Source organism: Ruminococcus sp. D54t1_190329_F1 (genome assembly GCF_015551645.1).
Taxonomy (GTDB): Bacteria; Bacillota; Clostridia; order Lachnospirales; family Lachnospiraceae; genus Blautia_A; species Blautia_A faecis.
In genome coordinates, this window is the sequence record NZ_JADNDC010000025.1 from 42,906 (window position 1) to 67,051 (window position 24,146).

Below are 24,146 nucleotides of genomic sequence, written 5' to 3' on the forward strand. Positions count from 1 at the left end.
ATGAGTGAAATACAAGATGCGGCGCAGATTATTAAAGTTTCCTTTGAAGGCGCAGAAATCATTCTGAAAATGGGAAATACAGGCTGGCAGTTTGTAAAAGATATTTGTGCGGTATTTAAAAAAGTTCTGGATCAGGAAAAACTGTCAGGGAAAACTTCTGTACAAAAGCTCCTGAAAATGGGAGGCGATTTACAGGTTTTCCGTTTTGAAACAAAAGACCTGGAGCGGGTAAAAGCCCTGGCAAATAAGTATGGGATTTTATATTCCATTTTGCCGGATTTAAATGAGAAGGACGGTATGAGTGAAATTTTGTTCCATTCCCAGGCAGCGCCCCGTATTCAGTCCATGATGGCAAAAATTGAACATTCCAATATTGGGACGTTAGATGAATACTATGAAAATGCAGAGCCGGATAAGGTAGAGCAGTTGGTAGAAGAAGTAAAAAAGCCTGCCCTGCCGGAGTCGAAGGAGTGTGAACTGGTTGCGCGGGAGCTGGCGAAAAACCAGGTGGAGAAGATCAGTGATGTCCGTTCCCGTCTGAATATGACCTGGCTTCAGATCTGGCCGATTATCTGCTACATGGAAGAACAGGGGATTTTGGAGAAAGGGAAGGAAGGTACGGTGACACTGACCAGGACACCGGAACAGGTTGAAGAATTGGTAGATTCCCAGCAGTGGAAACAGTTGTTTGGGGAAGAGGAAGCCAAAAGACGCAGCACTGGAAGCAGCCAGGAAACAGAAGAAAAGATGCAGGTCATTCGGCGTATCCAAAAGGAGAAACGGAACAATCCAGGTGTGAATGCCATTACCATAGACCAGAAGCTGGTATATGAAGAAACAGAGCATCATATCAAAACCAGGATTCCGTACCGTAAGAATGAATTTATCTGGCTGGATAAATCGGAAATTAGCTGGATTAATGACCATAAGACGATTTTTGCAGGATTGGAAAAGAAGAAGGAGTATGCAATTTTAGACCTGGAGGACCGTTTTCTTAGAAAAACTTCGGGGGAAGATTTATATAGGGAAAGCTATGACCCGGTACACAGGGAACGCGCCAGACAGGAGCAGGAAAAGATACGCAGAAGAAGGGAGCAGAATTACAGGAAGGCACAACAGAACCTGGAAGCAGGGAGAAGAACCATACAGGGGCAAAGGAGGTAGAGAACCGGAGCAATTCAGAAAAAGAAGAAACAGTCCTGGGGCATGTATCTTATTGGTGGCATAGCTTCCGGCTATGGAGGTTATCTCTTGAACGTGTGTTATCAGCCCGGAAAGGATATCAATTATTTTTTAAACCGTCTGGATCAGGTGATGGTAGCCCCGTTTGCCAATTATTGGAACGAAACTTCCTTAAAAGCAATCATTTTGGGGATTTTTGTATATGTGATTGGTATGGTCATGTATGTCACCAGCCGGAAAAACTATATGCCGGGACAGGAATTTGGTACCGCTGTTTTTGCAGATCCGAAAAAAGTGGCAAAGCAGTTTGCGGATAAAGATGAACACAATAACCTGATCTTATCCCAGAATGTCAGGCTGTCCATGAATACCAGAAAGACCAGGAGAAACCTAAATGTCCTGGTAATCGGAGGAAGCGGCGCTGGAAAAACCTTGTTCATGGTGAAACCCAATCTCCTTCAGTTAAGCAGGGCTTCCCAGATCATTACAGATCCCAAAGGGGAGATTTTAAGATGCTGCGGAGGTATGCTGAAAGCGCATGGATACCGGATACGGGTGCTGAACCTGGTGGAAATGGAGCAGTCTAACGGATATAATCCATTCCGCTATATCCGCTCTGAAACAGATATTGTAAAACTGGTTACCAACCTGATCAATAATACCACACCGAAAAACGCACAGCCCAGTGATCCATTCTGGGAGAAAGCCGAGTCTTTGTACTTGCAGGCCATTTTTCTTTATGTGTGGCAGGAGTGTGAAATGGAGAAAAGGAATTTCCGTATGGTTCTGCAGCTTTTGAATGAGGCGGAAGTCCATGCAGACGGTTCCCCTTCTGATTTAGACCGGCGTTTCCGCAGACTGGAGAGAAAAAAGGGAAGCAATCACCCTGCTTTAATCCAGTATAATAAAGTGGTCCGGGGTGCCGGAGATACGGTAAGGAGTATCATCATTTCCGCAAATGCAAGGCTGGGATTGTTACAGAACCCACAAATTTTGCGGATTCTGGATCATGATGAAATGGAGATTGAGGAGATTGGGCTTGGTGTTGACGGGGACAGAAACCGGAAGACTGCACTTTTTTGTGTAACGCCGGATTCGGATAAGAGTTATGCCTTTTTAATTGGTATGCTTTATTCCCAGATTTTCCAGGAATTGTATTACCAGGCAGACTTCCATTACAATGGAAAACTTCCCATTAACGTCAATTTTATGCTGGACGAATTTGCCAACGTGCCATTGCCAGATGACTACTGCAGCCTCCTTAGTACCATGCGTTCCAGGAATATTTCATGTACCATTTTTATCCAAAACCTTGCCCAGATCAAGGCTTTGTTTGAGAAAACCTGGGAAACCATACCGGGTAATTGTGATTCTCTGGTATATCTTGGTGGGAATGAACAGTCCACGCATAAGTATATCAGTGAGTCCCTGGGAAAAGGAACCATTGATAAAAAAAGCAGTGGGGAAACCAAAGGCCGGCAAGGGAGCAGTTCCCGGAATTATGATGTGCTGGGGCGTGAGCTTTTGACACCGGACGAAACCCGAAAGCTGGATAACTCAGAGTGTATTTTGTTAATCAGGGGTTGTGATCCTATTATTGATAAGAAATACAATACTTTTGCACACTCCAGATTTTCGGAAACAGAAGATGGCGGGGCTGCGCCTTATATCCATGACAGAATGGCTGCCCAAAAACAGGCGGTACAGATTTTAAGTGAAGAATCCCTGGATTATTATAAGAAGAAAAAGGAACAGGGAGAAGATGTTCAGATTGTGGAACTGTCTTTTGATGAAATTTTTTCTTATGAGCCTATTCCTAAGAAGATTTTTTCGGAGGAAGAGCTGAAAGAGAACCAGAAGAAGAGAACGGTAGAGGAGGTGAGGCCGCCGAAGAAAACGGAAAAACCGGTACAGACAGAGGAAGAAAAACTTTCTGAATTATTGGAAAGCCATGTTTATAATGAGGAACAGTTGGGAGAAATCATGCTTGCCATTGGTGCTGGAATTTCGTATGATAAAATCCTTCAAATGGCAGATACAAAAAACAGTGCTGAAAAGATGAAGGAAATCCGTAAAAAATTTACAAAAGAAACAGCCTCGGATTAAAGAAGGCAGATTTTTGGAAACCTGTAGTTTTTGCATTACGCAGGGCAGGTTTTCAAAAATCTGTCTTTTTGCGTAATGCGGTATTAATCACATGAAAAGGAGTAAAAAGATATGAAGATCAAAGAGGTTATCAGAAAGAAACAGAACCGCTTGAAAAAATCTCTACTGGGAGTCCTGGCAGTAAGCGCTGCCACTGTTTCCCTGTTCCCCCAGACTGTCATGGCTTCCGGGGTAAGTGACGTAACACAGCCGCTTATGAATTTAAAGACACTGGTGATCAGTATTATCGGTGCGGTGGGTGTGATTATCCTGGCAAAAAACGTGATGGAATTTGCACAGGCTTACCAACAGCAGGACAGTTCTTCTATGAACAGTGCCATTAAAGGAATTGTTGCAGGGCTTATTATGGCAGCCATTTCCTCCGTTCTTACTTTCCTGGGAATTAGCTAAAACCATTCTTCTTTTTGAGATAAGCAGATAAGAAGAGAGGTGAAGTGATGTTTAATTTAGGAGAGGCGATCCTTGCACTTTTGGAAATCGTGTTTGGATTTTGGAATAACCAGGTCAGCCTCGTATTTGAACTTTTAGGACAGTCCCCTACCGGGTTCAAAGGAGGCGGGCCCTGGGGGATCATTGAAGGGATTGAACCCCTTTTTGTTGGGATAGGCTCTGCCCTGGTAGTCCTTTTTTTCGTCATTGGGTTTTGTGCAGAGTCGGTAGATATCCGGGAAGAAATCCGGTTTGAAGCAATCCTCCGTATGTTTATCCGGGTTGCCATTGCACAGTGGCTGGTATCTTATAACATTACCATTATGAAAGCCCTGTTTACTTCCTGTGGAAACCTGGTGGGGCATTTGGGGCAAAACCAGAGTGTGGAGTTATCCATTGACCCGGCGCAGGCAGAAGTGATCAAAGATTTGGGATTTGGAACCAGTATCGTGTTCCTGATACTTGCTGTTTTCCTGTCTTTAATCGTTATTATCTGTGGTTTCTTCCTGCTGTACAATGTTTATTTCCGCTTTTTGAAAATTATGGTAATTGTACCTTTTGGGGCGATTGCCAGCAGTACCCTGGCTGGAAACCGGGGGCTTAGCAATACCTTTGTAGCCTATATGAAATATTTTATCAGTGTCGTTTTTGAGGCAGTCACAATGGCGCTGGCAATTCTTTTGTGTAACCAGTTTATTTCCTCCGGACTTCCGACCTTTACCGGAGATTATGAGGACTGGGCCAAAACCCTGATTTATTTGGGGGAAATGACCTTTACGGTTGCGCTGACGGTAGGCACTGTAAAAGGAGCGCAGAACCTGACTTCCAGGGCACTGGGATTGTAGGAGGAAAGGATTGTGCAGGAAAAAGGGATACAGATGACACTATTTGAATATTTTCAGGACGCAGAATGCTTCAGCCTTAAAGAAGCAGTGGCTTGTGTAGAACAGGTAAAAGAGGTAAAAGAACCCAGTATCCGGGCAAGAATTTATGAGGGAATAGAAAAGGGGCTTTTTTCCAGGATAGCCAAAGGAGTCTATACGGTTACCAAAGAACAGGACGGAGAAGAGGTAACTTGTATGCTGGTTCAGGGAAATGGCAGGGATTTGAGCTTTTTAAAAGATAACAGTATAGATGCCATTATTACAGACCATGCTTATGACCTGAAAAAAAGCCTGAAAGGGGGAAACCGGGATTTTGCCGCCTATGAATGTTTTCAATATACGCAGGAAGACTTTGATGAAAAATACCGGGTGTTGAAAAAAGGGTGTTTTCTGGTAGAGTTCATGCCGGAAGAAAATGGGGAAAATTATGAATACCTCTATCAGATGAAAAAAATGGCGAAAGAAGCAGGACTTGAATATTATGCAAAAGTCGCCTGGAAAAAAGGAAATTTCGTTGCCAATACGGGAAGAAAATCTAAAAATACGGAAGAGATTGCATTTTTTACGAAAGGAAAAGCCAGGAATTTACGCCCAGATGCGAAAAAGGATAAGGCGGAGCCAGGAATATCCCACTATATGTCAGGCGCCAGGGGAATGCTTCCAACGGTCTTTGACATTGAACCGCCAGGGAAAAACTCCCGTATTCATCAGGCAGAAAAACCAGTGCAACTTTTGCAGCAGATCCTTGGATTTGTAACAGAAGAAAAGGAGTGGGTACTGGATCAGTTTGCAGGTTCGTTTTCCCTGGGGGAAGCAGCACTTTTAAATGAACGGAATGCAATCTGCATTGAAATTAATGAAGAATATTTTGAAAAGGGAAAAGAAAGGCTTCTGTCTGCAAAGAGCAGGAGCCGGTAAGAAGGGAGGATATGTAAATGGAACAGGAAGAAAAACTCAGCCTGGATTTTGGCAATGGGGAGATCTATGAGGTCTGGCTGGAAGTTGCAACTTATCCGGCTGATAAAAACATCAAAGCTTGTGTGTTTACGGAAAAAGAGGAAGAGATATGGAAACTTTTTGAATTGACCACAGATATGGGAATTCCGCTGGAAAAGAACCAGACCTTTTTGCTCCCAGGCTATGATCTGGAGCAGATCGTAGAATTTATCAAAAAAAACGGGCTTGGACAGTTAAAAGAAGAAATTTGCTGTTCTGGTTGTATGGAATATCCACTGTTTGAATTTCAGGAAGAAACTTTAAAGAAATTGGACCCGGAGGGATATGCAGCCTATGAGCAGGCATACCAGGAACGGGGAGAAGTAAAAAATCCAGAATTTCAAAAGGAAATCAAAACAGCAGATTTTCAATGGGCGTATGAAACCGAAGAACTGGCATTGCGGGTAGATTATTACGCAATGAACCAGAACCTTTATGTGGAACTGTATAGTAAGGAAGATGGGGAGTGGGAACCGTTTTCAGATTTGACCGTAAACCTTCCCGGATATTGCCTGGAACCTGGAACTGCCTGTATCAGCGGTGATTTTAGTAAGGAAAATATCCAATTTATTCAGGAGCATGGACTGGGAACTTTGCTTCCCTGGAAGGCACAATCCGGTATGGGGCAGTACGCGGTGGTGAAATTTCATCTGGAGGAGCTGCGTAAGTTTGACCAGGCTGGGGTTGCCGCCTTTTGCAATCAACATGGATTACAGAAAACCATGCAGGAAGAGCGAAGACAGAGCAGATAAAAAACAGATACAGGAGGTTATGTATGGAGATTGAATTAAGTGAGGACCTACAGCATTATAAAGAATCCCTGGTTCTAGGACTTACAGCAAAACAGTTTTTGTTTTCGGCATTGGCATTGGGCGTAGGAACTGGGATTGTCCTGCTTTTGTATGAAAAAATCGGGATTACTTTGAGCTGTTATGTGGCAACCCCTTTTGTTGTACCTCTGGCACTGACTGGGTTTTATAACTATCATGGGCTGACATTCTGGCAGTTTGCAGGGAAGATGATTTATTTTTCCTTTTTTAACCGCCCTTTGGTGTATGGCTCTACGGAATCGGTGCAGGAACTGAAACAGATTTATATGGAAACCCGTCAGGAAGAAGAACGGGAAGTACAGCAAAGGAAAAAGGAACAGAAAAAAGAGAAGAAAGGTGGTGATGTCAACGTGGTGAAAAAGAAGGCAATCCGTATGGGAATTGTAACGGTAGTGATGATTGTACTTGGTGCGGCAGCAGCGGTGTGGTATAAGATGTACCGTTGACCAGAATATTCAATCAAGGCGTGAAATAGCGCCTGCTCTCCATTTCAGGAGAGGGATACACAGACATGTAGCGGCAGATGGAAGCTGCTGTGTTTGTGGTCCCATCTGCCTGAAAGGAGGAAATTAGAGATTGTCAATTTTTTCAGATAAGTTTGACCAGTTAAAAAAAGCAGATAAAGCAGTAAAATCCCCGAAATATCTTCAGGAAGTCATGGGGATTGGGAGAATTGCAGAAAATGGCATTTTTGAAGTAGGGAAGGGGATATATTCCAGGACATACCGTTTTTTGGATATTAACTATGTAACCGCAGGTGCAGAAGAACAGATGCGGATTTTAAAGCAGTATTGTAAGACGGTAAATGCCATTGATATATATTTTCTTATTACCATTTTTAATCGGAATAAAAATATGCAGGATTTCCGGGAGCATGTACTTTTCCAGGAAAAAGGAGATGGTTTTAACTGGCTGCGTGGAAGTTATAATCAGATTATTGAAAAGCGCATTGTAGATGGAAGGCAGGGGATTGAGCAGGAAAAACTGCTGACTGTATGTGTAGAACGGAAATCCTACGAACAGGCAAAAGCATTTTTTGCCACTTTTGAAGCTACCTTAAAACAGAACTTTGGAGAACTTGGTTCCTGCATTGAAGAATTAAATGCAGAAGAGCGGCTGCGGGTACTTTTCAATTTTTACCGTATAGGGGAAGAAGAACAATTCTCCTTTGATTTCAGACAGGCGTTAAAAAAGGGCGGTGATCCTAAAAATGATATTTCACCAGGGTATATGCAGTTTTACCCAGGTTATTTTGAAACGGAACGGAAAAAATGCAGGGCATTATTCATTAAAAAATATCCGTCTTCTTTATCGGATACCTTTTTAAATGAGATTACCAGTCTTCCGGTTCATAGCATCACTACAATCTGCATTGTACCAGTACCAAAAGAACTGGCAAATAAGGTTCTTCAGAAGAAATATCTGGGCATTGAAAATGATATTTTAAAGCAGCAGAGAGTCCGTAATAAAAATAACGACTTTTCCAGTGACATTTCTCATATCAAGAAAGTCCAGAAGGAGAAGATTGTAAATCTTATGGACGACGTGCGGGAAAATGACCAGAACCTGTTTTATACAGGGGTTAATTTCTTGATCATGGCAGAGGACAAGAAGGAGTTAGACAGTGTAACCGAAACCATTAAAAATATCGGCAATGGACGCATGTGCCAGATTGAAACCCACTATTATCAGCAGAGGGAAGCTATGAATACCATACTTCCAGTGGGAAACCGGCAGATCAGCACAATGCGGACCATGCTCACCAGGGATATTGCAGCCCTTCTTCCCTTTAATGTACAGGAATTAAACGAAAAGTCCGGCGTCTGCTATGGCATTAACCAGGTTTCTCATAACCTTTGCATTGGAAACCGGAAAAAACTGGCAAATGGAAATGGAATGGTATTCGGTGTCCCCGGCTCCGGAAAATCCTATTTCAGTAAGTCGGAAATGCTGCAGGTGTTCTTAGGAACAGATGATGATATTATCTGTATCGATCCGACACTGGAATATTTTGATATTGCAGAAGCCCTGGGAAACCAGGCGGCAATCATTAACCTGTCTACCTATACAAAGAATTACATCAATCCTTTGGAGATGGATGTCTGGGCGCTGGATTTAAACGATTCCCAGGGATATATCCGAGATAAAGGGGAATTTATGCTGGGGCTGTGTGAACAATGTTACGGGGATAATCTAAACAGCCGCCATAAATCCATTATAGACCGTTGTGTACGAAAGCTGTATATCGACATTGCAAAGGCAAGGGAAAAGCATATCCCTACCATGTCAGAATTTTATGAGTTATTGTTGGAGCAGCCAGAAGAAGAGGCAAAGGACATTGCTTTATCGTTGGAGCTGTTTGTAAATGGCTCTTTAAATATTTTCAATAACCATACCAATGTGAATGTACAGGCAAGGTTCATTGTCTATGGTACCAGGGACCTGGGGAAAGAGCTGGGAGCCATTTCCACTCTGGTCATGCTGGAAAATATCAGTGCCAGGATTGCAGAAAACGCAAAGAAAGGAAGGGCAACCTGGCTTTATATAGATGAGTTCCATACGGTTCTTGACCGGGAGTATAGTGCGAAATTTTTGTTCAGCCTCTGGAAAAAAGTGAGGAAGCAAGGGGGACTATGCACAGGAATCACCCAAAATTTGGTTGATATGCTGCAGAACTATACAGCCATGACCATGCTGGGGAACAGTGAGTTTATTGCCCTGTTAAAGCAGTCCAATGTAGACAGTCAGGAATTATCCACTGCAGCAGGAATTCCAGAAGCACAATTAAAATATGTAGATAATTCTCCTTCCGGTACGGGGATCATTAAGTATGGAAATACCTGTATTCCATTTGATAACCGTATGGAAAAAGAAGCCAATCCGCTGTATGCGCTTTTCAATACCAACCTTCACGAAAAGGCGTTGCAGACAAAGCAGGAGTAATGTAATCTGAAAGGAACTTTTTCTTTTATCTGTAAAGGAAAAGGTATGACAGACGAGAAAAAATTAGGCAACAGCAAAAATTATAAGTCGGTAAAGTAGAAAAAGGATAGGACAAAAAGAGTGCAGTTCTTTTATCAGGCACTCTTTTTGTATATCATGGGAAAGGTGGCAGAATGGCTGAAACATATCAAATAGAAATGAATTTAGAACAGTTGGAAAGACTTTTAAAAAATCTGCCGGAGGGAATTATGCTGGAGATTTGTTTTGGAAAGGAAGAACATGGAGAAGACACATAAAATAGATGTGGTAAGTATACGCCTGGTGGAAGAACCTCCTCTATACAGTAGTAAAGAATTAAAAAATCCCTGTGATGTGGCAGAACTCTTTCAGGATTTTTTAAAAGATTGTGACCGGGAAATGTTCTGTATTTTAAACCTTCGGACAAAAAACCAGGTTATTAATGTCAACGTAGTAGGTATGGGAACGTTAAATAGTGTACTGGTTCACCCAAGAGAAGTATTCAAATCTGCGATTTTATCCAATGCCAGCAGTATCATTTTGGCACATAACCACCCTTCCGGTGATCCAGAACCAAGCAGGCATGATATAGAAGTGACAAAGCGATTGGCAGAAGCCGGCAATCTTATGGGGATTGAGGTGTTGGATCATATCGTGGTGGCTGAGAACCGGTATTTTAGTTTCAGGGAAGAAAACATACTGCCAGAATACTTTCAAATGGAAGAAGTAGCAGCAGAGCAATCTCTTCCTTATGTAAAGAGTGAGAAAGAGAAGGTACATTAATTATTGCAACAGTGAAATACATTGACTGGTTTTGACAGAACATGTATAATAAAATAAGAAACAGAAAATAAAAGTAGCTAAATAGACAAATATCGTCAAAGTGTAAACATAAAATTCTTGACGAACAGGTTGTATTATGCTATAATCCCAAATCTTGAAGGAGTATACATGGCAAAGAAAAAAGTTTATGCTGTAAAAAAGGGTAAGCAAACCGGTTTGTTTTATTCATGGAATGAGTGTAAAGAGTCGGTAAGTGGATATCCGGGAGCAGAGTATAAAGGTTTTGAAACAGAAGAGGAAGCGAAAAACTATTTAGAGAATAGGATACAAGAAATTAAAAAAGTAGATATAGAAGAGAACACAACAAACCAGTTAGTTGTATATGTAGATGGTAGTTTTGATGAGAAAATAGGAAAATATGCTTTTGGGTGTATTATTCTTACACCAAGAGGAGAAACTATTAGAGAATCAGGAAATGGAAATGAACCGGACTCTTTAGCAATTAGAAATGTTGCTGGTGAAATGCTTGGTGCTATGTATGCAGTACAATGGGCAATTAAGAATGGTTATCATAACTTAGAACTTCGTTATGATTATGAAGGAATTGAAAAGTGGGCTCAAGGAGAATGGAAGGCAAAGAATACACTTACTCAGAAATATGCAAATTTTATGAAGAGTAAATCAGATATTCTAAAAATTTCTTATCAAAAGGTAAAAGCTCATTCTGGAGATCATTATAATGAAGAAGCAGATAAATTAGCCAAAGCTGCTTTAACAGAAGGTAATGGGATTCCTAAAGTTAAAAGAGGCGATTTTTGGTTTACAGTTGAGGGAATTTCAGATGAAGATTTGTCAACAGTTATAGCACTTGCTGTTGATGAAATTGGAAAAGACAATCTAATTATAGATGAAAAAAAGATTGCTCATGGAAAAGCAGTTTCTTTAAAATGTAACAAAAGTAAAGATAGAGTAGTTGTGACACATTATCAAAAGCATAATAAAGTAGTAATGCAAGGAAGACCAGAAGTGTTATTTTCTACTATTATTGGATATATTACTGAATTAATAGAAGTAGAAGAAATTCCTAAAATTTTTAATGACACATATAATCTTAACATAGATAAAGACGAGGTTCGCTCTGAATTTCAGTTTTATATGCCAAATGCTTATGATAAGCTACCGTCTAAGAAAATGGAAAGATCTCTTCATCAGGCTGTGTATAATTTAAAGGTCACAGATGATATGTTTGATGGAACATATTTGGCTCAGCCGGCAATTCGTGTTGTAGAAGCACAATTAAAAATAGCATTAATAGAATGTGGTATTATACCAAATGCGCAGTACATCAAAGAAAATCATTTTGATATGTTTGATAAAATAGGTGTAAAATATAAGCTGAAACCAGAGAGATATGGAAATGCAAAGCCTGAGCAGGTAAAGTATATTGGAAATATTTATACGTTTTATAACAGCAATCGCCATCCAATAGAACATTGGGATGACCCTACAGCACCAATTGATACTACAAAGATGCTGGATATAAAAGGTGCTCATGATTTGATTAAAAGAGCATTGGCGATTATTGATGAATATTATGAAGTGATTTAGAAATTAGGAGAAAGGAGTAAGTTAGATGAATAACTTTGATATGATTGTGATAAGTGAAGAAAAAGAAAATATTCTTGTGGTTATGAAGACTAGCGAGCCTCCTTTTGATTACCTTGCAGAGATTGAGGCTTCGCTAAGGGAAAAACACTATATCGGTGTAGTAATGATTGATGAATTGCTACATAGTGGGAATACGGAAGAACGGTTTATTCAGGGATACTTTGATGGTGCCCGGTTTGACAGTGGGCAATTTGCCTTTGAGCTTGTTCCGAAAAAGAGCAAATTAAGGGAACCTGTTTGTTTTTACTTGCATCAAGACAGGGAAAGCCTTGAATATTCTATTTTAACGACCAGACAGCAGAAGCTGATTGAGCATGGCTGTATCATTTAAAAAGAAAATAAGAAGTAACACAAAGAGCATTATCGCTAAAAACGGTAGTGCTTTTTTTGTGCATAAAAAGGAGGTATTGCTACGTGGAAAAAGGTGAGATGGGCGAGAATGCCACCGGACGTTTGACAACGTATTATGTGGCAGAATGTATGGAATTTAACCGCTATGGAGAATACAGGGAGGATATCCACAGTGCAGAAGAGGCAGTAAAGATCTATCAGAGTATTCCTTCTGAAAGGTTGAATGCAGGAAAAGGAATTGGGCTTCATGTGGAGGAAGAAGATGGTATTCCATTGGAATTTTCCCTGGTTTATAACGGGGAGTTGGATGTGGATCTTTTGAGAGATATCTATGATCAAAACCAATACCCAGAGGTTTTTATAGCTGCCAGGGAACTGAGTGCTTATCTTCCGGAAACAAAAGTCATTGATACCAAAGGGCTTTTAACAGAGAAAACCTTGGAGGCTACTGTTTTTGCAGATGAAATGATTAAACTGGAAAAAAATCTTGACCCTGATTTTTACCATACCTTTTATCCGAAAGAAGCAGAACATAAGGAAGCTATTATATGGAAAGCCTTATGTCAAGACGGAAAAGAGGAATACAGCAGGTGGCTGGGAAGCAAGATATTTGAGCAGAAATCAGAGTTGAAAGAACAGGCAGACAAGCTAAAGACAACACTGGAACAGGTAAAACTTATTCCGCCGGTGGACTTGAAACCCTTTGTGTATGTGCGGATCAGTGAACACCCGGACATTCCATTGGAAGAAGCCATGCCATTAAATCAAGCGGTAGAATTGTTCGGAAAGCTGGATCGGCAGGCAGTGGAAGAGAAAGATATGGCAGGTTATTACAAAACACATTTTGAAATCTGTTTTCTCTCAGAGGGGGAAGTCATGTCTTATACCGGGCGCCAGGATTTTGGTGACGGGGAAGGAAATCTGCTGGATCATGTAAAAGCATTTGCAGATTATTATCTCCATACAGAAGAAGGGCAGCAGCTTATGAAACAGACCGCCAGGACAACAGAAGAATGGGAACATGAACAACAGCAAATGAGATGGGTACTGGAGGAGATGCTTCCTACCCTTCAGTATTTCTGCAACCTGGAAAAACTGGAAACAGCGGTTCTGGAAGAACAGGAAATAGAAAAGAAAGTCCCTTTACTGACGCAGGGGGACGCATCACGAAAAGCATATCAGGAAGCCATGCTTGCCTATATCCGGGAAAGCAGGATTGCATTAAATACAGGGAAGGAGCTGCCTTGTATGCCGGATATCCGGGATTTTGCAACTGCCTGTCCGGATAAATCATACAAAGAACAGGTTATGGAAGAGATACGACAGGAAGCAGAGTCATACGGTATGACCGTAGAAGCGTATGCAGCAAATGGATATGAGCCGCCAAAAAGGGGCGGCAGATAAAATTAGGAAAGGAGGCGGAGTTTTGGCCATGTAAAAGATATCTTCCCTCCTGAAAAAAATTGGATTTAGAAAAAACAGCAATAGAACGTATCCGCACTGCCAGCCAGATGTCCCTGCAACATTATGGGCTTCCTTTGGTAGTGACGGACAGTGGAGGAAAAGACAGCGCCGTATGCAGGGAACTGGTACGGCGTTCCGGCGTGCCATTTGAACTGATGCACAACCTGACTACTGCAGATGCCCCACAGACTATTTATTATGTGAGGGAACAGTTTCAGAAGGCAGAACAGGCCGGTATAACTTGTAGTATCAATAAACCTTACTATAAAGGGCAGCGGATAACTATGTGGAGCCTGATCCCCATGAAAATGATCCCTCCTACCAGGACTATCCGGTATTGTTGTGAGGTTCTAAAAGAAAATGGTGGGGCTGGGCGTTTTATCACCACAGGTGTCCGGTGGGCAGAAAGCCGAAAGCGGAGGAAAAACAGGGGGATTTATGAAAACTTTGTCCCAAATGGAAAAAAACGTGCCATTATTTTAAATAATGATAATGATGATACCAGGCGACTCTTTGAATCATGCCTGTCAAGGGGCAAACACGTATGCAATCCCATTGTTGACTGGAGTGACCAGCAGGTCTGGGAGTATATCCAGGCAGAGAAAATACCCATGAACCCTCTTTACGAAATGGGATTTCACTGGGTTGGCTGTGTAGGCTGTCCTATGGCAGGAAAACAAAGATACCGGGAGTTCCGCATCTTCCCGACCTATGAGAGGGCTTACCGGCGGGCTTTTGCTAAAATGCTGGAGTTAAGGAAAGCTGCAGGAAGGCAGTGCAATTCCCGCTTATGGTCAGATGTAGATGCTTTTTTCCGTTGGTGGATGGAGGATCCTGGTATCCCCGGACAGTATGAATTGTCCTTTCATGAAGATACCAATGAGATTTATTATGACTATTTGTAGTGGAAGGGAGGAGGAATTATCGCAAAATATCAATTATCTTTTGGACTGCAGTATGAAGCCTGGATGCTGGAAATCCGTATTCCGGATTGGCTGGAGTTTTCTTCTAAGGGGCAGGCACTAAAATATGGTGAGCAGGCTGAGGTTTCCGTTTTCTTAAAAGCGGAAGCTATTTTTTTGCTCTTTGATGGCAGTAAAGAGAAGATTTTACCGCAGCAGACGGATCTTTACCAGTTTTCCTACCTGAAAGAAAAGACTTATGACAGACTGGGACCGCCACTTTCCCCGGAAGACATTGACCATTTAGTAGAGGCGGGGGAATTGGAGCAGGTACTGTTCAGCGAAAAGTATATCCTGACGGAAGATGATTACCAGGAATTTCCCGGAAACCTTACGGAAGCCTTTCAGGAACTGGAAAAGGAATATGGACCACCATCCAGAGAAAAGGAACAGGGGTATCTGTTTCAGGCACTCTGGTATCAGGCAGAAGAATTAAACCCCGGAGAGGGGGACTGCTTTGGAGATTAAGGTAAAAAAAGAAAAAGAGCCGGAACTGAAATTAAAAAAAGAAGCCCAGGTGACGGTGCATAAGAAAAATCCTATTTTATCTGCAAAGGAAAAGAAAGCTGCCTTTACTTCTAAGCCGGTGGCCGATCTTTTAGGGCAGAGAAAGAAAAAAGAAGGGGCAGAAAAAGGGAAACAGCCGGAGCAGGGCAGAGAAGCGCTGTTTGAAAAACAAAAGGAAAAGAAAAAGCAAGCCGGGAAAGAGGCAGCAATCCGGGGAGCAGCAGAAGATAGAAAACAAAATGGAACGTCCAAAAGTACCGTATCCGTACCGGAAACCTTACAGTCGGATCAGATGAAACAGGGGGCAGTACCAAACAGCCAGCCCTCTGCTGGTTTCCGGGCGAAGGAACAGTATCGGAGGGAACAGGCTGCAAAGCTGGCGGAAACAAAAAAATCTTCCCTGGCGAAGCAGACTGCCATAAAGGGTGTACGCCGGGGAGAGGCTGCTATACTGACCCAGTTAGAGGGCGGGGAGGAAGTCAATGATTCCCTTTATGTCATGGGGACAGCAGCAAAACCAGCAGAAAAGCTGTGGAAGGATCGGAGCTATAGAAAGGCAGAGCAGGAATTAAAGGTAAAACAGGCAGATGGGAAGATCACCAATAAGCAGTTTTACAAAGAAACAAAAGCAGTGAAAAAGAAACAGATGGAAAAACAGAAAAAGCAGGCAGTCCGGCAGAGGAAAATCCAGTATATGATCAATAAGCTCACCGGAAATGGGCAGCAGGACAGTTTAGCACAGGTGGCAAAAGATATTGTAAAGATGAAAGCCTCTGTGTTTATGCTGAAGGTGATCCAGTTTGCCGGGGCGCTTTTGGCTCCACTGTTCAGTATTCTGCTCGTGGTGGCAATCCCTGTGGTGATTATTTTTTTCCTCTTATACTGTTCGCCACTTGGTGCGTTCATGCCAAATCCGTCTGAGGAGAACCCTACCGTCCGGGAAGTTTTAAGCGGTTACTACATGGACTTTAATACAAAACTTGGACAAAATGGGGAAGATGGGGCAGTCACCTATCTCCATGAGAAAAACGGGAATTATGTGAGTAATTACTATGATACTTTAATGGTCTATATGGTGAAGTATGGAACCGGGGATATGGGTGTGGATATGGATCAGCGGCATAAGGACAAGCTGAAGGAAATCTTTGATGAAATGAACAGTTTTGAAAACACGACCATAACCACCACCATAAAGGCAGGGGAAAGCCTGGGAAATGTTGTCACCAGCGGTTATTGCCAGTGCAGTATCTGCTGTGGGCAGTGGGCAGGAGGACCGACAGCCTCCGGTGTCATGCCAAAACCGGACCATACCCTTGCAGTAGATGCACAAAATCCCTTTGTCCCTATGGGAACCAGGATCATTATGAACGGGATTGAATATACCGTAGAGGATACCGGGGCATTTGACCGGTATGGGGTACAATTTGATGTTTTCTGTGCAGATCATGCAACTGCGTCTGCCTGGGGACATCAGACTTTTGAAGCGTTTCTGGCAGATGGGGACGAAAATGAGATTACGGTAACAAAGAAGGGCTGCTACGTCAAGAACCTGAATTATGAGGACTATATTGCACTTGGAAAGCTGACCGAAAAAGAAGAAGAACTTTTAAGGGAAGTCATGAGTGAGGAATTCCGAAATGAGATCCCTTCCTTTGGCGTAGGAAGTGACGTTGCAAATCTGGCACTGACGAAGGTAGGCTGCAAATACAGTCAGGAACACCGGTATGAGGAAGGATATTATGATTGCAGTTCCCTGGTACAGCGGTTGTATCAGGAGGTAGGCATTTCCCTTCCGGCGATTGCCTCTACCCAGGGAGAATTTATGGTAACACATGGGTTGGAAGTTACAGAAGGCGAACTGGAGCCGGGAGATCTGATTTTTTACTCTTATGAGCAGAATGGGCAGTTCCGCAATATTTCCCATGTGGCAATTTATGTTGGTAATGGCAGAATGGTACATGCAGCCAACAGCAGACGTGGAGTAGTGAATGACCCGTTCAATCCGTCGAACATTGGGCTGTATGGAAGACCCAGCCGCTTGCAGTAAGAAAGGAGAAGCATGGACGAAAAAGAATATGAAGTGACCATAACAGAAGTCCTGGAGAAAAAAGTAAGATACCGGGGCAGGAATGAACTGGAGGCAACTGCAAAAGCAGAAGCAGATTATTATGCAGAAAAAATCGTGCTGGGGGCAGATGATTTTTCCTATCGTGATATTTCTGCAAAAGAACTGGTACCTGTAAAAGAAAGAAGGAACAGCAGATGAAGCATATCACAAAAGTACGGGAACTGTATGAGGAAACCATACACTGGATTTCAGAGTCGGAGGATTCCTGGAAAAATTTCCTTTCCTGCATGGGGCGCTTGTATCAGTTGGACTTCTTAAATACCTGTATGGTATATGCCCAGCGCCCAGATGCGTCCGTTCTTGCAGGATATGATGCCTGGCTGGAAATGGATTTGCCGGTTGCCAGAGGAAGTAAAGGAATTGCAGTATTTCCTTCCAAAATTTTCGGGGAAGGAGTTACCCATGTTTATGATATTCAAGATGTAAAGGGACAGGGAATCCGGCCCTGGAACTGGCAGGTGAATGGGACAAACCGCAGACTGCTGGCAAGGGAGCTGTTCCCGGAAATCTACGAACAGGAAAAAAAGTTTAAAAATTCTTTAGACGCCTTTACAAGAACAAATGTTTGGTTTATGATAGAAGAGGAAGATGAAATTTTAAAATCCTTGCAGAAGCTGGCTGTCCTTATCGGAGAGGGACAGGAGGTAAAAGAAAACCAGATTACAGAGTTTCTTGTAAACAGTGTCTGTTATGCGGTGAAAAGCCGCTGCGGTATCCGAGATGACACCCTGGATTTTTCTTTTATCTGCGGTTTTTCAGAGAATGAGGAGGTTCTGTACCGGACAGGACGGTTAGTATCCCATTTATCTGGGCGGATTGTGTTACAGATTGCAAGGACCATGAAGAACATAGACCTTGAAAGGAGGCAGTATTATGGAAGGGATCGCAGGAATCCAGTACAGGGAAATGAATGGCGTACAGATACCAGTCTTAGAGGGCGTGATGAGCGAGGAGAAGATGCTGGCGTCCCTGAACCGTTACGGCAGGATCGCAGCACAGGAAATGAAGAGAACGGACCAGGCACAATACGAAATGATGCTCCTGTCCGGGAAACTGATGGAGCGGCTTATGAAAATCCAGACAGAAGCGGAGGAATACCACGAGAAACTGGCAGAAAGTTTTCTGAAGACCTGGACCAGGGAGGACAGGATAGACCCTTACAACACGTTGGAAATGACCAACCTTCGGATACAGGCGGATATGGAAGCACAGAAACAGGTTATGGAGGAGATCATTCAGCTCAGGATCGGATAAAACAGGAAAAAACAGAAGAGGATACAGAGAAAGGAACTGCTTCGGCGGTTCCTTTTCTGTCTGGGGAGATAGAACCTGCACAGCCGGAAAACTGGCAGAAAGAGAAAATTCTTCTGGAAATGACGGAGCAGGAGATACCATATAAAATTTATGAGTTTTACCGGAACAATCCAGAGGAAACAGACCGGGAAGCTTATCTTTATGAATTGTATGGAGATGTAAAAAGAGAAGCCCATACAAAAGACGGTATCCTGACCGCAGAAAGCGGTTCCAGTGGTTTTTATATCCTTTGGAGTGAGGGAACTTCCATGAAGGAGGCGTTCTGGTACTGGGACGAAGTTTCTTTGGAAATTGGGAAACGGATTGAAAAAGGGACCTATCTTCCTTTGTTATCTGTATCGGAGGAAGCCTTAGAAAATGGGGAAGAAACAGAGGAAGAAACCTTACAGCCAGAGAAAGTGCAGGAAGTGATTGAGGAAAAGGAACCAATCCCATTAGAAGAGATTGGCATAGCCTTTTATAAACAGAATATCCAGGCGGATATTTTAAAGAAAATGCTCTGTCTGGTCTATACGACCAATCAGCTACCGGAAGAAAAAGACCATTTTTTGAAGATGCTTTTGCTTCGGGAAGTACCGGAAGGCCAGCCTTATTATCTGGTGCGGACAGAACATGGAAGCTATGAGCTTTGTATTCAGGAAAATGGGATTAAGATCACCCTGCCGGAAAGCCAAGATTTTCTGCAGGAACTTTCCTGGGATCAGTTTGGCGGGCTTACTGCACATCTGGCAGAGGAGGACCAGATTGCCTATACCGAAGATTCAGAAACCTTAGAGCAGCAGGAGAATATGTACCGTCTGCTTCCCTGGTTTCCGGCATTATGGGAAGAATATAGCGAAATTCTTAAAAAGGAAGAGCTTTGGCAGGAAGGAAGAACCTCTGTCCAGACAGAAGGCAAGGAAGAAGCCGGAGATTATTATTACCCAGAAGGGTGGTTGCAGTTTACCGGTGGGGATAAAAGCCGGTATCAGAAAAATATCCGGGCAATCCGTATCTTAAAAACACTGGAGCAGGAAGAGAGAAATGCCACAAAAGAAGAACAGGAAATTCTTGCGGGGTATGTAGGGTGGGGCGGGCTGCCAAATGCTTTTAACAGTAAACGCCCGGAGTGGAAAAAAGAATATCAGGAATTGAAGGAACTGTTGACCGCAGAAGAATACGCCCAGGCAAGGGCCAGTGTCAACAGTTCTTTTTATACGCCGCCGGAAGTCGTGCGGGGTGTTTATAAAGCCCTGGAGCAGTTTGGATTCCAGAAGGGAAAAATTCTGGAACCGGCTATGGGGATTGGAAACTTTTTTCATGGTCTTCCGGAAAGTATGCAAAAATCCCAGCTTTATGGCGTGGAGATTGATGCCATAAGCGGAAGGATTGCACAAAAGCTCCACCCTTCAGCCAGTATCCAGATTAAAGGATTTGAAAAAACGGAATTTGAGGATAACAGCTTTGATGTAATTGTAGGAAACGTGCCTTTTGGGGATTTCCGTTTGTATGATCCCCGATATAAAAAGATGAAGTTGAAAGTCCATGATTATTTTATCCGGAAAAGCATGGACCTCCTTCGGCCAGGAGGCATTTTGGCAGTGGTAACTTCAAAAGGGACGTTGGATAAAAATGACAGCGCTGTGAGAAAAAATATGGCAGAACAGGCAGACCTTTTAGGGGCAGTCCGGCTTCCGGCAGATTCTTTTGGAAAGAGCGCCAATACCGCAGTTACCAGTGACCTTTTGTTTTTTCAGAAAAAACACAATAAAAATCTGATTATCCGCTAAAACACAGTATCTATCAGCATTTTCAAGGGAACAAATACATCAATTTACTACTTATTTACTACCATTGAATGAGCCTTGATACGCCAGTTTTCCTAGATATGCAAAGATATGGTACAGCACATCAGTATTGAAACAAGAAAAAAATTGAATATTTTATAGACTATGGAACGCCTAAAATGACGTTCCTTTTCTATTTCCAGCCGTTCTTATTGGACGGCTATTTTATCACCCAAAATGAAAGGAGCATTAGATTTATGAAAAAGACATGGAAACGATTGTGTACGGGCTTCTTAGCTCTTGCAACTGTCGTTACTGCTTTACCGACTACACCCGTCCATGCAGAAAGTAAGCAATACTGGACGGAAAGTGCAGAGCGTGTCGGTATCATTGAAAAAGTAATGAATGACGGTTCTATCGGTTCGACATTCAATGAGGGTTATATGAAAGTCGAGGACGAAACTGCCTATTGTATTGACATTAATACAGATTTTAAGAATGGTTACAAGACCAGAGCTGACGCAAGCTCACGCATGAGTGCCGATCAGATTTCAGATGTGGCGTTATCTTTAGAGTATGTCAAACAGTATGGCGAAGCTCACAAGGAATTTAACTACAAACAAGTCTATCTGTTGGAACAATGTGTCGTCTGGCAGAGATTGAGCGTACATCTTGGCTGGCAATGTGATAACGTGCGAGCTTCTTATGATGAAATTCCAAAGGCAACGCAGGACGAAGTTTTCTCTGGTGCAAGAGCCTTTGTCAAAGAGAATAAAGAACGCTATGAATGTGGCGGTTATATCTACTCTGGCGAGGGGCAGGAATTGGGACAATTCTGGGCGAAGCTGAATGTCGGAAATGCGAAACTGCAAAAGACTTCCAGTAATACCAGCATTACAGACGGTAACGGGAATTACTCTATCGCTGGTGCGACCTATGGTGTCTTTTCTGATAAGGACTGCACGAAACAGCTTGCCACCCTTACGACTGATGAAAACGGAAATACAGATATTGCAGAGGTAAAAGCAGGCACAGTCTATATCAAGGAATTATCCGCACCAGCAGGATATAAAGTGGATAAGACAATCTATCCATTAACAATCAAAGCTGGCGAAACAGCAACTTTGAATGTATCAGATACACCAAAAGTAACGGACACTTTGATTGAGCTTTTCAAGATTGATATGGAAACACAGAAAGACAATCCGCAAGGGAACGCTTCTTTAGCAGGTGCGGAATTTACATGGAAGTATTATGCAGGCTTCTATAATAAAGACAATCTCCCTGCCAAAGCTACTCGTACATGGGTTACAAAGACAATCGCTGAAACAGATAGCGACGGGACAACTCACTACATTACAAAATTAGCGGACGCATACAAGGTATCTGGCGATAGCTTCTATATGCAGGACGGCAAGGCGGTTCTTCCACTTGGAACGCTAACCGTTGAGGAAACGAAAGCTCCAAACGGCTACTTGTTAGAGGGTGCATATATGCAGGCTGGCGATAAGTCCGAACAGATTAAGGGCTTATATGTAACACAGATTACCGAGGACGGCGACCTTGCCGTATTATCTGGAAGTAACCAGTTTTCCGTATCAGACAAGGTTATCCGTGGCGGTGTCAAAATTCAGAAACGAGATTTAGAAACGGGCGATACAAAGCCACAAGGAAGTGCCACTCTGAAAGATACTGTCTTTGACATCATTTCCTTAAATGATAATTCTGTTTTGGTTGAGGGCAAGCTATATAAGAAAAATGAAGTCGTAAAAACTATTCGTACAGATATTGAGGGTATCGCTTCTACTTCTTCTGACCTCTTACCTTATGGAAAATTCCGTATTGTTGAGAGTGAAGCTCCCGACGGTTACTTAACTGACGGTGCAAAACCGATTGATTTTACAATCACAGAAAATGGAAAAATCGTGGACTTAACCGACGAAGCTCATTCTATCTACAATCAGATTAAGCGTGGAGATATTGAGGGTGTAAAAATCGGTGCAGGCACACATAAGCGTCTTGCTGATGTTCCTTTTAGGATCACAAGCAAGACAACGGGCGAAAATCATGTTGTGGTAACTGATGATAACGGGCAGTTTTCCACTTCTGCTGACTGGGCTTCTCATAAGCACAATACAAACGCAGGCAAGACCAGTGAGGACGGTGTGTGGTTTGGGACTTCTGAACCAGACGACAGCAAGGGGGCATTACCTTATGATACCTATATCATTGAAGAAATGCGTTGCGATAGTAACAAAGGCTTTGAACTTATCCCACCTTTTGAAATCGTGGTATCAAGAAATAACCTTGTGATTGATTTAGGAACGCTAACTGATGAATACGAAAAAGAAATCTCTATTCATACCACAGCGACCAGCAAAGACGGCGAAAAGACTATCCTTGCAGGAAAAGAGGTTACAATCGTTGATACTGTCAAATTAGACGGACTTACAAAAGGCACAAAGTATCAGTTGAAAGGCTGGCAGATGTTAAAGGAAGAAAACGCCGAGCTTATCATTGACGGGAAACGTGTAGAAAACGATTATACCTTTGTCGCTGATGATGAAGAAATGAAAGTGGAAATTTCCTATACATTCAATGCGTCTGCTTTAGGTGGCAAAAACCTTGTTACCTTTGAAGAATTATATGATTTCAGCAATCCAGACGAACCCGTAAAAGTTGCAGAACACAAAGACATTGAGGACGACGGGCAAACGGTACTTATCACAGAGCGTATCATCAAGATACATACTACCGCTACCGATAAGGACGGCAACAAAGAGCTTAAAGCAGGAAAAGACGTTACAATCATTGATACCGTAACCTTAGAGGGCTTAGAAGTCGGTACACAGTACAAACTTGTGGGCTGGCAGATGTTGAAAGAAGAAAATGCAGAACTTCTTATCAATGGAAAACGTGTGGAAAGTGATTACACTTTTATTGCTGACAGCAAAACTATGAAAGTGGAAGTTGCTTTTACGTTTGACGCTACTTCTCTTGACGGCAAACAGCTTGTAACTTTTGAGGAATTATACGATTTAAGCAATCCAGACGAGCCGAAGAAAGTTACCGAGCATAAGGATATTGAGGATAAGGGACAGACGATTACTTTTAAGGAAAAGCCAGAAGAACCAGAGAAACCCGAAACACCACCGACACCGGAAAAGCCTAACAGACCTAGCGACAGTCCCAAAACGGGCGACAGTACAAATGTAATGGCATTTATCGTGATGTTGCTTGCGTCTGCTGGTGGACTGGCTGGAACATATCTTTACAAACGCCGTAAAATGAAGAAATCATAAGGCGGTAACGGTATGAGGAAAGAAAAATCACGCTCTCCGCCGAAGCTGTCAAACGGCAGATTTTTGCTTATTCTGGCTTGTCTGCCTACAACCTGCAAGAACACGGATAGTCAAGGGTGCGTAAGCATTGATTTTACCCTTTACTATCTGGGGGATTGCTGGTACTTCCCAAACCGCCAGAATAAGAAATCACAATTAAAAAACTTATCAAATATAGAAAGAAACGAGGTAAAACAGTATGGAAATGAAATATGTCGTGCCAGATATGGCACAGTCTTTTGCAACTCTTGAATTTGCAGGCGAAAGCGAGCCAGTCTTTGAAAGAGATAAAAATAATCGCAGGGTCTTAGCCAGACGAAGCTATAACCTTTATTCCGACGTACAGAAAGGCGAAAATGTTGTGGTAGAAATTCCCGTGCAGGCTGGCGAAAAGAAGTTCAAGTATGAGCAGAA

General features: G+C 42.6%; 20 protein-coding genes. All 20 read left to right on the plus strand.

Annotated features, from left to right (window positions below; translation table 11 throughout):
- Positions 1 to 1,164, plus strand: a complete 1,164-nt coding sequence (locus I2D69_RS12640; protein WP_117689844.1) for a PcfB family protein — start codon at positions 1 to 3, stop codon at positions 1,162 to 1,164.
- Positions 1,165 to 1,257: 93 nt separating this feature from the next.
- Positions 1,258 to 3,288, plus strand: a complete 2,031-nt coding sequence (locus I2D69_RS12645; protein WP_242999530.1) for a VirD4-like conjugal transfer protein, CD1115 family — start codon at positions 1,258 to 1,260, stop codon at positions 3,286 to 3,288.
- Positions 3,289 to 3,399: 111 nt separating this feature from the next.
- On the plus strand, positions 3,400 to 3,738 hold the full coding sequence (locus I2D69_RS12650; protein WP_021651237.1) for a hypothetical protein: 339 nt from the start codon (positions 3,400 to 3,402) through the stop codon (positions 3,736 to 3,738).
- A gap of 47 nt (positions 3,739 to 3,785) precedes the next feature.
- Positions 3,786 to 4,622: a hypothetical protein gene (locus I2D69_RS12655; RefSeq protein WP_025577460.1), complete on the plus strand. Its 837-nt coding sequence runs from the start codon at positions 3,786 to 3,788 to the stop codon at positions 4,620 to 4,622.
- Positions 4,623 to 4,634: 12 nt separating this feature from the next.
- A complete protein-coding gene (locus tag I2D69_RS12660) occupies positions 4,635 to 5,579 on the plus strand; it encodes a site-specific DNA-methyltransferase (protein ID WP_233435077.1) in 945 nt (314 codons plus the stop codon).
- Between the two features lie 17 nt (positions 5,580 to 5,596).
- On the plus strand, positions 5,597 to 6,409 hold the full coding sequence (locus tag I2D69_RS12665; RefSeq protein WP_195379984.1) for a DUF4313 domain-containing protein: 813 nt from the start codon (positions 5,597 to 5,599) through the stop codon (positions 6,407 to 6,409).
- A gap of 23 nt (positions 6,410 to 6,432) precedes the next feature.
- A complete protein-coding gene (locus I2D69_RS12670; protein WP_055056111.1) occupies positions 6,433 to 6,933 on the plus strand; it encodes a PrgI family protein in 501 nt (166 codons plus the stop codon).
- A gap of 130 nt (positions 6,934 to 7,063) precedes the next feature.
- Positions 7,064 to 9,430 carry a VirB4-like conjugal transfer ATPase, CD1110 family gene (locus tag I2D69_RS12675; RefSeq protein WP_055173279.1) on the plus strand — a complete coding sequence of 789 codons (2,367 nt, stop codon included), beginning with the start codon at positions 7,064 to 7,066 and terminating at the stop codon, positions 9,428 to 9,430.
- Between the two features lie 173 nt (positions 9,431 to 9,603).
- Positions 9,604 to 9,726: a hypothetical protein gene (locus tag I2D69_RS20500; RefSeq protein ID WP_255610470.1), complete on the plus strand. Its 123-nt coding sequence runs from the start codon at positions 9,604 to 9,606 to the stop codon at positions 9,724 to 9,726.
- Complete coding sequence (locus tag I2D69_RS12680) at positions 9,710 to 10,231, plus strand: JAB domain-containing protein (RefSeq protein ID WP_055173282.1); 522 nt, start codon at positions 9,710 to 9,712, stop codon at positions 10,229 to 10,231. Before I2D69_RS20500 ends, I2D69_RS12680 begins: the two co-directional genes overlap by 17 nt.
- Before the next feature lie 168 nt (positions 10,232 to 10,399).
- Positions 10,400 to 11,839: a viroplasmin family protein gene (locus tag I2D69_RS12685; protein WP_021650937.1), complete on the plus strand. Its 1,440-nt coding sequence runs from the start codon at positions 10,400 to 10,402 to the stop codon at positions 11,837 to 11,839.
- 25 nt (positions 11,840 to 11,864) lie between these two features.
- On the plus strand, positions 11,865 to 12,230 hold the full coding sequence (locus I2D69_RS12690) for a type II toxin-antitoxin system RnlB family antitoxin (RefSeq protein WP_021650936.1): 366 nt from the start codon (positions 11,865 to 11,867) through the stop codon (positions 12,228 to 12,230).
- A gap of 83 nt (positions 12,231 to 12,313) precedes the next feature.
- Positions 12,314 to 13,654, plus strand: coding sequence for an LPD25 domain-containing protein (locus tag I2D69_RS20190; protein WP_117467690.1), 1,341 nt, complete (start codon positions 12,314 to 12,316; stop codon positions 13,652 to 13,654).
- A gap of 59 nt (positions 13,655 to 13,713) precedes the next feature.
- Positions 13,714 to 14,619 (plus strand): phosphoadenosine phosphosulfate reductase family protein, encoded by a 906-nt coding sequence (locus tag I2D69_RS12700; RefSeq protein ID WP_330421669.1) that lies wholly within the window; start codon positions 13,714 to 13,716, stop codon positions 14,617 to 14,619.
- A gap of 63 nt (positions 14,620 to 14,682) precedes the next feature.
- A complete protein-coding gene (locus I2D69_RS12705) occupies positions 14,683 to 15,144 on the plus strand; it encodes a hypothetical protein (protein WP_195379985.1) in 462 nt (153 codons plus the stop codon).
- Positions 15,134 to 17,230 carry an NlpC/P60 family protein gene (locus tag I2D69_RS12710; RefSeq protein ID WP_195379986.1) on the plus strand — a complete coding sequence of 699 codons (2,097 nt, stop codon included), beginning with the start codon at positions 15,134 to 15,136 and terminating at the stop codon, positions 17,228 to 17,230. Before I2D69_RS12705 ends, I2D69_RS12710 begins: the two co-directional genes overlap by 11 nt.
- A gap of 12 nt (positions 17,231 to 17,242) precedes the next feature.
- Positions 17,243 to 17,449, plus strand: a complete 207-nt coding sequence (locus I2D69_RS12715; RefSeq protein WP_055056107.1) for a DpnD/PcfM family protein — start codon at positions 17,243 to 17,245, stop codon at positions 17,447 to 17,449.
- Complete coding sequence (locus I2D69_RS20195; RefSeq protein WP_243243817.1) at positions 17,446 to 20,394, plus strand: N-6 DNA methylase; 2,949 nt, start codon at positions 17,446 to 17,448, stop codon at positions 20,392 to 20,394. The genes I2D69_RS12715 and I2D69_RS20195 overlap by 4 nt, the downstream gene beginning before the upstream one ends.
- Positions 20,395 to 20,648: 254 nt before the next feature.
- Positions 20,649 to 23,693 carry an SrtB-anchored collagen-binding adhesin gene (locus I2D69_RS12730; RefSeq protein WP_173686987.1) on the plus strand — a complete coding sequence of 1,015 codons (3,045 nt, stop codon included), beginning with the start codon at positions 20,649 to 20,651 and terminating at the stop codon, positions 23,691 to 23,693.
- Between the two features lie 238 nt (positions 23,694 to 23,931).
- The coding region (locus tag I2D69_RS12735) for a DUF961 family protein (RefSeq protein ID WP_195379988.1) at positions 23,932 to 24,146 on the plus strand (215 nt) is incomplete at its 3' end.